Consider the following 14796-nt stretch of genomic DNA (forward strand, 5'->3'; position numbering starts at 1 on the left):
GTGCTAGTACAGACTAAGCAGCAAACTTTTAAGAATGATGGTGAAGTAAATTATTATCCTGTTGAGTGTTGCTAGGTTTCCACTATTTCTCGTAAAACAGAGGTAGCGAAACATCCACTTGGTAGGCTAAATTTAACTTGCAGCGAATTATCGCTTATTTCCCATGTAAAATCTTGTGGAAATACACAAAAATTGCGTCTTTCTTGTGATAGGCCTAATTGCGCTAAAGTTTGACATACTAACTGATGCTCATCGGCCAACTTGCTTTCAAAGCTTAAGGCTTGTTCTACTGTTTCAAGCTCTCCTTTTCCCCATAAAGGGCAAGTAAGCATAAGGTCTTTTTGGGATACTCGCTTAGTAATTGTATCGATATCTTCCTTGTCTTGAGTGTAAATAAAATAACTATTACTGTTAGCTAAGCTTAATGCATCACCTTCTAAAATCGTATTGCTGCCATGCTCAGACAGTCGCATGCTCACGGATTGATTAAATAGCCAGCTTCTTAGGGCTGAAATTGCCATCGAGCGTTTATTTCGATTGCGAATAACTTCACCATTAAGCAATTTCTCAGCAAGCGCTAGATTACCACCTAATTGACGGCTACCGTCAGCTTTGATCATTTCACCAAAACGTTGATTTCCATAATAATTAGGTACGCCACTTTGCTTGATCTTATTAAACAATGCCGTAAGTGCTGTCTTAAATTCTAGTTCACATGGACTTTCATGTTCTATTTCTTTAATAGTGATATCAAAGTGATTTACTTTTATTGCGCCTAATCGCAACTTTTTTTGATTAAAGGTATGCTCTAGAATGACAGCACCCTCAAGTGAGAAATCATCCCAGCTAATATCGGTTTGTTTACTAGGATAAATGCTAAACCATTGTGTGGTTGTGGCATATTTGTCTTTGCGGCCTGCATAACTTACATTGCGAAGTGGGATATTGGCATGCTTTGCAAGCGCCTCTGCTACAAATGCGGTATTTAAACCGGTTTTTTCAACAAACAACAGATGATGTTCGCCGTCCCCAGAAGGCGTAAAACTGAGTTCTTCTGATACTTTGAAGTCTTGTAGGCTCTGCTTGAGTTTCCCTTTTGCTATGGGGCCGCCGTGCAAAAACGTCAAGTTATTTACCGTTATATTTAGCATCAGCTTGCCGACTCATCACTGATTATCACAACAGCATGTGCTTCGATTCCTTCTTTACGCCCAACAAACCCAAGCTTTTCAGTCGTTGTTGCTTTAACGCTGATTTGGTGGCTTTCTACTTTTAAACATTGCGCAATATTATTTCGCATATTATCGATAAACGGTGCTAATTTCGGAGCTTGTGCAGCAATTGTAATGTCAGCGTTATTCAGATGATAACCTTCATCACGAATTAATTGATACACATGCAAAAGTAGTGTCATTGAATCTGCATTTTTGTATTGGCTGCTAGTATCAGGAAAGTGTTTACCAATATCACCTAATGCTAAGGCCCCTAATAATGCATCGCACAAGGCATGCAGCGCTACATCACCATCAGAGTGCGCCACAAGACCTGTTTCATGCGCAATTGCTTCACCGCACAAAATTACAGGGCCTGAGCCACCAAATTTATGCACGTCATATCCGTGCCCGATTCTAATCATTATGTTGTTCCAAATAAAAGTGGGCTAGGGCCATATCGCTTGGTCGCGTGATTTTTAAATTACTTGATTTACCTTCTACTAAAATAATATCTTGCTTCATCAGTTCCATTGCAGAAGCTTCATCGGTAATTGTCGCCTTTGTCTTTTTTGCGTGACTTATAGCGACAGTCAAAGCTTGTAACTTAAACATTTGAGGTGTTTGTGCCTGCCATAGCTTGTCTCTTTCGACCGTCTTTTTGATCACTAACTCATTTTGCTTTTGCTGTTTTAACGTATCTGCTACCGGCACTGCTAATATTGCACCACTGTGAGTTGTTTGATTAATACAAGCGTGTATTAACTGCGTTATTTGTTCATGATCAATACAAGGCCTTGCGGCGTCGTGAACTAACACCCACTCTTGTTCATCAAACCCGTTTTCTTGCAATAACTGCAGGCCTGCCAGTACCGAATCTACCCGTTCATCACCGCCAATGGTGGTCAATACTTGAGGAGATTTTGAGACTTCAAGTGTTGAGAAATCGTGATCGTTTGGATGCAGCACGACCACTACTTTGTTGATTAACGAATGAGACAAAAAAGAGTCGATAGTGTGTTCAAGTACACATTTTCGACCTATGCGTAAATATTGTTTTGCTTTGCCGTGATATTGATCATGGCTGTGCATTCTGCTACCAATGCCCGCGGCAGGGATCACTACATTATATTGGTTCAATGATATTACCTGTTAAGGTCAGCTGAGCTTAGCAATAACGCTACTCCTTGGGTAGGATACGATAAAATGTTTCACCATCTTTTATTAAACCAAGTTCATGTCGGGCACGTTCTTCGACTGAATCAATACCCAATTGTAAGTCTTCTATATCCGCTTGTAATAATTCATTTCGCTGTTTTAGCTTGGCATTTTGTTCTTCTAACAGCTCAATTTGAGCTTGCATTGCGTGATAATCAGCAACACTACTTTTACCAAACCAAAGACGATATTGGAGCACAGCAATGAGTGCAATTAACACAATCATAATCCATTTGTTCTTCATGCTGTGAATACCTAATACTATTGTTGTTTATTAATTAAACAGTTTGTTCTTTAATTTATCAAGTACTTGCTCTTTTTTATCCGCCATTTGAGCGTCTAACAATTCATTTAAAGCACCTGTATCACCTTGCGCGGCTGCTAGTAAATCGCCAATTGCATCTAATTGCGTATTTGAAGTACCGAGCTGCTGGGCTGCCTGCGCATTGAGTTTTTGTTTTAGCTCAGCAAGTTTAGGGTTATCTGCAATTCCAGCGCCAAAGGCACTCATCAATTTAGCATCTAGATCTGACTTTACTTTAATAGATGGACTGCTCAACTTTCCACTAAATATTCCTTGTAGATCTAAACTGCTTTGATCATTAAGGGCAGCTGCAACGGCATTTGTTATTTGGTTTTGTCCTTGTGCACTGATATCAAGCTGACGCAATAAAAACGCTGAGGTCCCTGCTAGGTTGTTATCATTGATATTTAAAGTACCAGTGCTATTGAGTAAGCCACTATTTAATACGGCGCTGAGTTTTTGTGCGGTATCTTGTGGGATTAATGCGAGATTTTCTAATGCAGCACCTTTTATATCCCATTGTTGATTGGCATTTAGCATTCCCTGCAAGATTTCTAGTTGACCATTTAAGTTAAAACTATCCCACGATGTAGCATCGGTTGATGCGATTTCAAATATAGTGGGCGAGCCAACTTTTGCATGATTTTCGGTAATGTTTGACCAGACACTTGATAAACTTTCCTGACCAAGCTTCATGCTAATTCTTGCATTTTTCACCCAGACTTTTGGTAATTCTGGATAGCTATCATTTGCAACGTCTTCTTGGGCTGCTTCACCTGAACTATTAAGTAGCATGTCTGCTGCTAACACAAGGGCTTTTGTGTAGAGCTGAGCTTGTTCTCCAAAAACTTGTTGCGTAACTTGACTAATAGCCGCTTCATCACCGGCAACTAAACCGCTTAATAAGGCATAATCTTCTTGTGGGGCTGTTTTTAAATTACTGACGCTTTGTGCTACTTCACTTTGAGCTTCTTGGGCTAAGGCGACAAAGGCCTGAATTTTTTCTTTGTCTGCTTTTATTTCATCTTTGAGCGCTTTAAAGTCTGCAGTTGCAGTGGCAATTTTTGCTGGGTCTTTAAAGTCCATTGTTTTAAACGATTCAATGCGCGCCTTGTATTGAGCTAGTTTATCTTTGTTTGGAACAGTGGCGTATTGCGCTTGGAGTGCTTCATCGTACTTTTGATAAACGGTTTGCGCTTCTTGTACTGCTGCGGTGGTTTTTAATGGAGATTTTGCAAGGACTTCGTCTACGCTTGGCAAATCTTCAAGTGAAGGGAAACCAAACGAGCTTTGAGCATCGCTTTGTCTATAAACTTCACCGGGTGATGTTCTTGGTGTGCCAAACGCAATGTTATCAGCCACAAGCTCTTCAATCATGACTTTGCTAGAGATAAGTGGCATAAGGGCAATGTCAGCAGATATAAAGTCGATTTCCACTTTATTGGTGCTTGGCTTAGCGTTATCTGTTATTTGTAATCTTGAAATTTCTAAGCCAAATGGAAACAAACTGTGATCAAGATCATCAATATCAACCTGCGCCCCAGCTGAATTTCCAATTGCTGATTCTGCGATACTTTTTAAGAAAGTATTGGCAAACAATAAATATACCAGTACTAAACCGACAATAGAAATAGTTGGAATTAACAGCCAAATTGAAACCTTTCCTTGCTGTTTTTGACATATTAGGGGCTTATTGTGCGCGACTTCATATTGACTAGACATTACTGCATCTCCATGGCGGTGTTTACATCGTTTTGTATTGGAAAAAACACAAACGAAGTTGATTCTATTGCTTAGTGTATTAAAGAACACAATTAGTTGCCACCAATGCATAACTTTATTTAACACTAAGGTGGAAAAACGCGTCAATTACGATTATTGTAGCCGCCAATTTATGGTGTATTGCTTATAAGATTTGTGAGGTGTTTGGCTTATGTTAGTAAATAAAGATTTAGCGACTGATTCGTCTATTCGTCAACGAATTAGAGACTACTACAGAATTAACGAAGCGCAGGCCATTGAGCATATTTTGCCAGAGGCTGAGGTGAGCATGCGCGCCCGCAGCCGAGCATGGGAAAGAGCACGTACCATGGTCTTAAGAATTCGTGAAGAACAAGAAGGCCACGGCGGTGTTGACGCTCTATTAAATGAATATTCACTTTCGACTGAAGAAGGTGTTGTTTTAATGTGCTTAGCAGAAGCTTTGCTGCGTGTGCCTGACAAGCGCACTCAAGATGAACTAATAAGAGACAAACTTTCACAAGGTCAATGGTCTACGCATTTAGGCAACAGTGACTCTATCTTTGTTAATGCTTCCGCATGGGGCTTAATGTTTACCGGCAATATGGTGAACTATGCCAATGAACGCAAAAAAGCACAATTTGGCTTATTAAAGAAAACCCTTGGTAAAGTGGGTGAACCTGTTATTCGTAAAGCGATGAATATCGCGATGAAAGTAATGGGTAAGCAGTTTGTTATGGGCGAGACAATTGAAGATGCAGTTGTACGAGCTCAAGAAAAAGAAAAAATAGGCTACGTGTATTCATACGATATGCTTGGCGAAGGAGCTCGCACGCATCAAGATGCCATGCGTTATTTTGATGCCTATGAAGATGCAATAGAAGTCATAGGTAAAGCGGCAAAAGGAAAAGGACCGCGTTTAAGCCCCGGCATATCTGTAAAATTATCTGCTATTCATCCTCGTTATGATTTTGTCAAAGAAGATACTGTGGTGGATGAAATTTGTCAGCGCTTGAAACAACTTTGTATGCAAGCCAAGCAGTATGATATTGGCTTGACCGTTGATGCAGAAGAATCAGAGAGACTTGAGATATCGCTTGATATTATCGAAAGGGTATTTAGTGACCCGGACTTATCTGATTGGCAAGGATTTGGTCTAGCTGTTCAAGCGTATCAAAAACGCGCCATATTTGTGATTGACTGGCTGCGAGAATTAACGACCAAAGTCAATAAAAAGATGATGGTGCGTTTAGTGAAAGGGGCGTATTGGGATACCGAAATCAAACATTCTCAACAGGGTGGCCATGAAGACTTTCCCGTATTTACCCGAAAAGCATCGACCGATGTGTCTTATCATGCATGTGCTAATCGCTTATTAGCATATCGTGATTCGATTTATCCTCAGTTTGCGACTCATAATGCATATACCGCGTCGGTGATTTTAGAGTTAGCCGAAGATGATAAAGAAGGATTTGAGTTTCAATGTCTTCATGGCATGGGTGATACTTTATATGATCAAATAGTAACGCATGACAAAATTCAATGCCGAGTGTATGCGCCTGTTGGACAACATGAGGATTTGTTAGCCTATTTGGTGCGCCGACTACTTGAAAATGGTGCGAATTCTTCGTTTGTTAATGCAATCGTTGATGACTCTAAAGAAGTAGAGGAATTATTGACAGATCCTGTTGAGCACACTCAGCGCTTAGCGAAGCGTCAGAACACCCAAATTGTGATGCCAATCGACTTATATGGTGATACTAGAGACAACGCAAAAGGCTTCGATATTTATGACTTAAATAAAGTCAATGAACTCGCGCTGGATATGAAGCGATGGTATTCGCAGCACATTATGACCTTAGAAGCACCAGATGATGCATCTCAAACGGTAGTAAACCCAGCAAATACCAATGAAGTACTTGGTTATCATCGTTATGATGATGAAAAAAGCATGCTTGATAAACTTCAGGCGACCCATAATGCATTTAGTTCATGGTCTCAAACTAATGTAGAGACGCGAGCTGATATTCTGATGCGCACCGCTGATATTTTGGAGCGTCACATGCCAGAGTTAATTGCTTATTGCATAAAAGAAGCAGGCAAAGTGACCCAAGATAGTATTGATGAAATAAGAGAGGCGGTTGATTTTTGTCGATATTATGCGGTTGAAGCTAAGAAACTTGACGTTGATAATCGCTTGGTTCCTCGTGGTGTAATTTTGTGTATTAGCCCTTGGAATTTTCCACTGGCTATTTTCTTAGGTCAAGTCGTGGCTGCCCTTGCAACAGGTAATACGGTTATTGCAAAACCTGCCGAACAGACTAGTTTAATTGCGCTACGCGCCTTAGAGCTGATGTATCGCGTAGGATTACCAAAAGACGCTGTACAACTTGTCATCGCGCCGGGGCCTGATGTTGGTAAAGTATTGTTGCCTGATGACCGCATTCAAGGCGTTATGTTTACCGGCTCCACGCAAACCGGTACGCTAATATCAAGAGTATTAGCCCAGCGCGCGACAACTCAGATACCGCTTATCGCCGAAACAGGCGGGCAAAACTGCATGATAGTTGATTCGACGGCACTACCAGAGCAAGTAGTTGATGATGTGATCATGTCTGGTTTTCAAAGTGCAGGGCAGCGATGCTCGGCGCTTCGAGTTTTATTTGTACAAGAAGACATTGCAGATGATTTGATCACCATGATTACAGGCGCAATGAAAGAGCTTAGCGTGGGAGACCCACAATGGCTATCTACGGATATTGGCCCAGTAATAGATACTAAGGCCTTAAACGCGCTTGAAGCACATGCACAGTTTATGCAAACTAAAGGCAAACTGCTTTATCAATGCCCAATCGCCCCAGAATTAGAGGGCCATTACTTTGCACCAAGGCTGTATGAAATTGATAACTTAAATGTGCTAACAAAAGAAGTCTTTGGTCCTTGCGTGCATATTGTGCGCTTTAGCGCAAAGCAATTAGATTCGGTTATTGAGCAGATTAATAATACAGGTTTTGGACTCACTATGGGCATTCATACTCGCATTGAAGAGCGTGCATACGAGCTAGCCAAGTTATCTCGAGCGGGTAATGTTTATATTAATCGCAATATGATTGGTGCCATTGTTGGGGTACAACCATTTGGTGGGCGCGGATTGTCTGGTACTGGCCCTAAAGCCGGTGGTCCTAATTATTTGCCTCGTTTGATGATGGAAAAAGTGACGCCTGATTTAGATGGAAATACTGATGATTTCTCTGATGACCAAGCACTTGGCAGTGACAAAAGCTCTTTGGTCGAGGCTACTAAGATGGTTGATATGTCAGTTGCTCAAACCCAAAACTGGCGACTTACCAGCTTGACATCGCGCTTGTCTGCCGTGCGCCAGTTATTGGCTAAGATAGCGACAGTTGATATTGTTGAAGACCTAGCAGAGGACCTAAATAGAACCCTAGCTAGTGCGCGTTCCCAATTAATTGCCATCGAAAAGCGTTTGAAAAAGCCAATGATCTTGCCTGAGCCAACAGGTGAATCAAATACACTTCATTTAGAGCCTCGCGGAGTATTAGTAAGTTTTGCCGATAAAGAAGTAACCTTTGAATATTGGACGCTATCAATTGTGACTGCGCTGGCAACAGGAAACACGGTAATAGCAGTAGTATCAGATTTATTTTACGAAGAAGCATTAGCGTTTAAAGATAAGTTCGAAAGCACCGGCGCTGCCAAAGGTGTTTTCCAAGTCGCTAGACTAAAGCATACTGAAGCCCTTTTAGAGCATAAAGATATTGCGGGCATGATAGTCGATAGTAATACTTCTCGTATTAAAGGCTTTGTGCAAAAAATGGCTGCCAGACAAGGCGCAATTTTACCGGTTATTACCGCTGAATATAATGATAATATGATTCAGCGATTATTGACTGAAAAAACCATTAGCATCGATACGACGGCTTCAGGCGGTAATACATCGCTAATGACATTAGAAGAAGAGGATGAGTAGCCTTTGGACGCATCCTTGCTTACACTAGGGTTATCATTTGCTGAATTAATAGAAGACATGTTTAATGGAAATAGAGCTTAAACTTGCTTGTCAGACCGATGCGCTTGAAATCTTTGAGCGCAAGGTCATGCCCATCTTTGAACAACAGAGTCTTGCAATAAATAAGTCTACAGCCAAACTCTATAACGAATACTTCGATACCCAAGAGCAGTTTTTTGGGAAACGAAAAATGGGTTGTCGTGTAAGGGCTAAAAATGGTCAATATGAACAGACGATTAAAACTAAAGGTGAAGTAATTGGTGGCCTGCACCAAAGGCCTGAATATAATGTGCCTATTGATAGCACTACGCCTGATTTAAGTAAGTTTCCAAGCGATATTTGGGATAAAGACATTGAGGTCTCAGCCATCAATAAACAGCTTGAATCACTGTTTTCAACCAATTTTACGCGTACTACTTTTGAAATATCTGATTTGCACTCACGTGTTGAACTAGTATTTGATATGGGCGTCATAGAGCGCGGGCAAGATAAAACACCGATTTGTGAAATAGAACTTGAACTTGCTATGGGCGATACATCATTTTTATATGACATTGCCCAGCAATTGATTGAATATATTCCTTGTAGACTCAGTGACGAAACCAAAGCTGCGCGCGGTTATCAATTGTTGCGTGGCTTGCAATTAGAAAGTCGCAATTTACCTCAGTTTTTACCCTTAAATAATGCAGATACCACTGAGCAGGCCTTTATAAAAACTGTCAAGATAGCGTTGAGTCATTGGCAATACCACCAGCAAGTGTTTTCACAGACAGGCAACTTGAAAGCCTTAAGCCAAATTACAGAAAGTCTATTTTTGTTACTACAAGGGTGCGCGCTATATCTGCCAGTATTGCAATGTGAAGAACTACTTGGACTTCATCGCGATTTGCTAAGATTGTGTCAGGATTGGGAATGGGAGTCGCAATTACAAAGTATTCGTCAACTTCGTTCAAGAAAAGGGCCTTTTAGTCGCAAAATCCCTAAAAACCAAAATTTGATGAATTATTTAATGGGACGCCGTGAGGGCTTAATCAATGCGCATCGACCCGATTTACTCATTATGGATAAAGCCAGCATTAAGGTGCAAGTGCTAGCCTCGCGTATATTATACGAGAAACCATGGCGCTCAGCGCAAAGCGGAAGTGATGTTGTTGTGCGTAAACATGCAAACGGTTGGTTATCTCAAACCTGGCAAACTGTGCTGCAGTCATTACCAACACAAGCAGCAATGGATGACAAACAATATCTAGTGCTTGATGTGTTGCTCAGGCAATCTCTACTAAATGGTTTTTTGCTGGCCGATTTGTTTGTTGAAAGTCGCGGTGAATTTAGAGCTCCATGGTTAGATCTAGAAATGGGCATAAAAGAACTAAAAGCAATTAAGCTACTTTATGAGTCGTTCGACGATGTAGAGCTTGATGACAAATCAGAGTTTATTAGTTGGATGGAAGATAAAACACATTCGGTCATTACGGTGATGGAAAAAACTCGTCACATTGCGATGCATGCTGATACCTATTGGTAGAGCGTACATTGCTGTTTTTAAACAGTAATTTATGCGGCAATTTATTTTAAATTTTCTAATCTACTAAAGCGATTAAGTCTATCGTTTCTTTTTGTTTTAATTAAAACAAAAACATCTATATCTTTGTATTCAACGTAAACACATTCGTAAAATAACGAACTCGTTAATTACTGATGATTTTAAACCATAATCAATATTAACTTACTTAAAAAGGAAACAAACATGTCAATGATTAATCAAATGATCCCAGACTTTTCAGTAGAAGCTTTTCACGATGGTGAATTCAAAACTATCACGAGTGAAGATGTAAAAGGTAAATGGTCAATTTTCTTGTTTTACCCTGCTGACTTTACTTTTGTATGCCCAACTGAGCTAGAAGATATGGCGAATATCCACTCTGAGCTAAATGAGCTTGGTGTCGAAGTATATGGTGTATCTACTGATTCTCACTTCGTGCACAAAGCATGGCATGACACTTCAGATGCAATTGGTAAAGTGACTTACCCATTACTATCTGACAATGTATTTGCTTTATCTCGTGGGTTCGATGTTTTGATTGAAGAAGAAGGCCGTGCATTACGTGGTACTTTCTTAGCTAACCCTGAAGGTATTGTTAAAGTAGCAGAGATACACGACTTAGGCATAGGCCGTAGCGCTAAAGATATGCTTCGTAAAGTTAAGGCAGCTCAATATGTTGCAAATAACGATGGTGAAGTATGTCCTGCAGCTTGGGAACAAGGTCAAGAAACCTTAACTCCTAGCCTTGACTTAGTAGGTAAAATCTAAGATTGATTTTCCCTAGACTGTCGCTCGCAGATATTGTCTGCGAGCGCTATTACCACCGAGGCAGGAAGTAAAGAATTATCGTTTTAGATAAATCTGTTTAAACGCTAATTGTTTACTTCTTATGACCTCACACCTTTAATTTTGGCTGACAATACAGCTAGGATATGATCTATCCGAAAATTGCCAGCCTTTGCTGATGCACACCAATTTAAATCGGTGCAAAGTGCACAGCAAACAACGTTTATCAACGTAGGAGTTTTATTATGTTAACTCAAGATATTTTAAATGCCCTAAAAGGCTATATGAAAGACTTACAAAACGATATTAATTTTGTTGTGCAAGTTGGCGAGCATGAAAAGCGTAAAGAACTAATGGACATGCTTGAGCAAATTGCGACGACCTCTGTTCGTATCAGCGTAACTGAGCAAGACAGATCAGAAGATCTGCGAAGCCCAGTTAGTTTTTTAGTTCAAGCTAACGGCGAAGATACGGGCATTACTTTTTCTGGTGTGCCTTGGTGGGCATGAATTTAACTCACTTGTATTGGCGATACTACAAGCCGGCGGCAGCGCGCTTAAGTTAGATGAAAGTATCCAAAATATGGTGAAAAAGGTGAATAGTAAACTCAAATTCCAAGTTTATGTCAGCTTAAAATGCCACGCTTGTCCTGATGTTGTGCAAGCAATGAACCAATTTGCTTTACTAAATCCTAATATTGAAGCCGAAATGATAGATGGCGGTGTGTATCCTGAACTGATAGAAGAAAATAATATTCAAGGTGTACCTACGGTATATATGAATGGAGAAGTCTTTGCCAGTGGTAAGGTAGAGATTGCTGGCATTATTGAGAAATTAGGCACTGCTGCTCCTGAAATCTTAGCAGCCGATACACAAGCGCCTAAGATGCCATTACAAGATGTAACCGTTATTGGCGGTGGCCCTGCGGGTATCTCGGCAGCAATCTATTCAGCACGTAAAGGCTTGAAAGTCACTATTGTTGCTGATCGTTTTGGTGGTCAAGTTAAAGATACAATGGGAATTGAAAACCTCATTTCAGTTAAATATACGACAGGGCCTGAATTAACAGGTTCATTAGTACAACATCTTGATCAGCATGATGTGACTAAAAAAGAACATATTCGTGTTGAGAAGATTGAGAAAGGGGCAATAAAGACAATTACTTTAAGTAATGGTGAAGTGTTTAAGACCCGCTCGATTATTATTGCAACTGGCGCTAATTGGAGAGAACTTGGCGTACCAGGTGAAAAAGAGAACATTGGTAATGGAGTCGCTTATTGCCCACATTGTGATGGACCATTTTATAAGGGCAAAGACGTCGCTGTTATTGGTGGCGGTAACTCAGGTGTTGAAGCTGCGCTTGATTTGGCGGGCATTGTGAAATCAGTAACGGTATATGAGTTCTTACCAGAGCTAAAAGCCGACCAAGTATTAGTTGAGCAGCTCGCAAAGCGCGATAATATTAAAGTTGTTAAAAATGCAGCAACAAAGCAAGTGCTTGCTAAAGACGGCAAAGTAAACGCGATTGAGTTTATTGACCGTGCGACAGATGAGGTGCATCAGCAGGAATTACAAGGCATATTTGTACAAATCGGATTAGTGCCCAATTCTAAAGTGGTTGAAGGGCTTGTAGATTTGACTAAATATGGTGAAGTGGTGATTAATGAAAAAGGCGCAACAAGCGAAGAGGGTATTTTTGCTTGTGGCGATGTCACGACGGTTCCTTATAAGCAAATAGTGGTTGCGATGGGTGAGGGTTCAAAAGCGTCTTTAGCTGCGTTTGACTACTTGCTAATGAATCCTGCTCCTATTGAGTCGGAAGAACAAAGCGAGCAAGCCGCATAGGTGATACTTTAAAATACCTTGCATTAAAAAACGCCTCATTTGAGGCGTTTTTTTTGACAAAAAGGTTTAGTAAACAGAATTATGCTTTAATGACCTGACAGCTAAATCCTGTTAACTCAACTATCTGCTCAGTGTCCTTGCGTTGCATAATACAGGTACCATCTTCAAGCCATAAACTCAAGACGATTATCTTTGTTTGGTTTTGTCTACCATCTAACAGTCTACCTTGTTCATCACTTGCAAAATTGCGTTCTATTGTAAGCTCATTAGTTAATGAAAATGCATTTAATGAAATGCTAACCTTGTGGCCAAACATCAGCTTTGTAGCCGCACTTTGTAATACATCGTGACTAGCAGCATTTTGCTGTGTTACTACTGCTGCTTGTCTTGGCGCCATAGATTCCTGTGAACCTATGGCGTTTGTTTTACATGCACTAGTGAATACAACTACACATGCTAAAGAGGTGATGATTTTAAATGCATTCATTTGTCATCACTTTCTTTGATTGGGGTATTAATTTTGTTTTCTAACAAAATTGAGCGGTACCTAGGGTCAAATACGCTAAGTGAGTTATCTGACTCAAGCGGCGTCGTGAAGTCTGCGCGCTCCTGCTTTTGTCCAATTGATTCAGATGCAAAACTAGTACTAGGGCATTCACCTTGCTCTATGCGGTATAGGGCAGTGGCAAGCATCGCTTCGTTTTCATCACCTAGTTGATTGCTAAAGTCATCACTTACAGTACATCCGGGTAACTCATCATCAAAAGTAGGATTTAAGCGTGGTTTAAAACCTTCTGCGAAATCTCCAAATCCCTTGTCATTTACGCCTTGAAATTGAATAGTGAAGTAAGTGGTACCACAATTATCTGTTGGGAAGAATCCATAAGGTTTACCACAGGTTGTTCCACCAATTTGGACGACTTCAATATCAATACCGCGCAAGCCATTAATTAAGGCTTCGCTTGCAGAGCAGCTATCTTCGGTAGTAATTACATACACGCGCGACAAGCCTAAGTTGGGTAGCTGGCGATTAATAAAGCGACCCGCTTCCCAATCGATTTCACGGTCATAAAAAGGAAGTGGTTGAATCGCGTTGCCCGTGACAGGATTGATGTTGGGGTACTTATCATTAAATCGAGACGTCTCAAACGTTCTATTGTTAGTTTGATTGGGTCCGGTCACCATATAGCCAAGTTGAGATGCCATTGCTAACAAACCACCACCGTTATAGCGCAAATCGATAATAAGCTCGTTTACGTTTTGATTCACAAAACTTGAAAACGCGTCGATCAAAGGTGTTTGCCCAGGGCTTTGGAAACCATTAAAGCGCACATAGCCCACACGTCCAGCCTCAGTTTCAAAAACAGTAGTATTGTCGACAAATGAGGTCGTGAAATTTCCAGAAGTAATATTTACGGTTACTTCAGACCCATCGTTACGCCTTAATACTAGCTCGGTTTCTACGCCTTCCTCACTGGGAAATATAGCGGCATTGATAGCATCAACTTCGTTGGAATTGATAAAATCAATCCCATTGACGGTTAATATTCTGTCGCCGCGAAGCATACCAGCATCATCTGCAGATGAATTAGCTTCAATTGTACTTACACGAAGGTCGCGAGGAGGCGCTCCACTGATAAACGTCCAATTGATACCATAGCCACTGCGCGTGCCAGATTGAGAGAATGATTCATATTCTTCGGTTGATTGAAAAAAGTGAAAGTTATCTTTTGGTACGCCAGAAGCGGTGCGCTCATTCGTTAACAGCACATTGAAATAATCTTGTGGACTATCAAAATTATCTGGGTCTTGGTCGTCTATTTCGTCGTACCACAAATAAGTATCATTACTCCAAGACCGTAGCCACATTTTTTCATCAAAGCTTGTTCCTTGAGAGTCAGGAAAAGCATCACCATTGATATCTACGCCTGAGCGCGGCGCAGCGCAGCTATCTTTAAAAAGGTTTTCGTTGGGAAACACACCTGATTGCCATCCGCTGCTGGTAGGCGGGGTTATAAAGTTGGGTATATTTACTGGCGAGTCGTCACCGCCACCACCGCCGCACGCACTCAATAGCGCGCTCACACCTAAAACTGCTAGTATTCTCATATGTACTCCC

General features: G+C 40.8%; 10 protein-coding genes and 1 pseudogene. 4 read left to right on the forward strand and 7 right to left on the reverse strand.

All coding sequences use genetic code 11. From position 1 onward, the window contains the following. Positions 1–71: 71 nt before the first annotated feature. The 5 genes from truD to ACZ1G6_RS02180 are packed head-to-tail and all read right to left on the reverse strand — an operon-like array spanning position 72 to position 4455. Positions 72–1127, reverse strand: a complete 1056-nt coding sequence (truD, locus tag ACZ1G6_RS02160; RefSeq protein ID WP_472617856.1) for a tRNA pseudouridine(13) synthase TruD — start codon at positions 1125–1127, stop codon at positions 72–74. A 23-nt stretch (positions 1128–1150) separates the two neighbouring features. Beyond that, a complete protein-coding gene (ispF, locus tag ACZ1G6_RS02165) occupies positions 1151–1636 on the reverse strand; it encodes a 2-C-methyl-D-erythritol 2,4-cyclodiphosphate synthase (protein WP_472617857.1) in 486 nt (161 codons plus the stop codon). Then, complete coding sequence (gene ispD / locus ACZ1G6_RS02170) at positions 1629–2351, reverse strand: 2-C-methyl-D-erythritol 4-phosphate cytidylyltransferase (protein ID WP_472617858.1); 723 nt, start codon at positions 2349–2351, stop codon at positions 1629–1631. The genes ispF and ispD overlap by 8 nt, the downstream gene beginning before the upstream one ends. Before the next feature lie 40 nt (positions 2352–2391). Next, positions 2392–2673 carry a cell division protein FtsB gene (gene ftsB / locus ACZ1G6_RS02175; RefSeq protein WP_472617859.1) on the reverse strand — a complete coding sequence of 94 codons (282 nt, stop codon included), beginning with the start codon at positions 2671–2673 and terminating at the stop codon, positions 2392–2394. Positions 2674–2703: 30 nt separating this feature from the next. Continuing rightward, complete coding sequence (locus ACZ1G6_RS02180) at positions 2704–4455, reverse strand: TIGR03545 family protein (protein ID WP_472617860.1); 1752 nt, start codon at positions 4453–4455, stop codon at positions 2704–2706. 211 nt (positions 4456–4666) lie between these two features. Here ACZ1G6_RS02180 and putA point away from each other — a divergent pair, with 211 nt between their 5' ends. The 4 genes and pseudogenes from putA to ahpF all read left to right on the forward strand — a co-directional run bounded on the left by putA (position 4667) and on the right by ahpF (position 12677). Continuing rightward, the gene (gene putA, locus ACZ1G6_RS02185) at positions 4667–8464 is read left to right on the forward strand and encodes a bifunctional proline dehydrogenase/L-glutamate gamma-semialdehyde dehydrogenase PutA (protein ID WP_472617861.1); all 3798 of its coding nucleotides are present in this window, start codon (positions 4667–4669) and stop codon (positions 8462–8464) included. 64 nt (positions 8465–8528) lie between these two features. Then, positions 8529–10028: a CYTH domain-containing protein gene (locus ACZ1G6_RS02190; RefSeq protein WP_472617862.1), complete on the forward strand. Its 1500-nt coding sequence runs from the start codon at positions 8529–8531 to the stop codon at positions 10026–10028. Between the two features lie 222 nt (positions 10029–10250). Further along, a complete protein-coding gene (gene ahpC, locus ACZ1G6_RS02195) occupies positions 10251–10814 on the forward strand; it encodes an alkyl hydroperoxide reductase subunit C (protein WP_472617863.1) in 564 nt (187 codons plus the stop codon). Between the two features lie 263 nt (positions 10815–11077). After that, positions 11078–12677: pseudogene (gene ahpF / locus ACZ1G6_RS02200) on the forward strand (alkyl hydroperoxide reductase subunit F). A gap of 79 nt (positions 12678–12756) precedes the next feature. On the opposite strand, the gene ACZ1G6_RS02205 reads toward ahpF, so the two are convergent. Then, positions 12757–13164, reverse strand: coding sequence for a hypothetical protein (locus tag ACZ1G6_RS02205; RefSeq protein ID WP_472617864.1), 408 nt, complete (start codon positions 13162–13164; stop codon positions 12757–12759). Further along, the gene (locus ACZ1G6_RS02210; RefSeq protein ID WP_472617865.1) at positions 13161–14786 is read right to left on the reverse strand and encodes a S41 family peptidase; all 1626 of its coding nucleotides are present in this window, start codon (positions 14784–14786) and stop codon (positions 13161–13163) included. Before ACZ1G6_RS02210 ends, ACZ1G6_RS02205 begins: the two co-directional genes overlap by 4 nt. Between the last annotated feature and the right edge of the window lie 10 nt (positions 14787–14796).

The sequence above is a fragment of the Glaciecola sp. HA4-3 genome, from assembly GCF_055693685.1.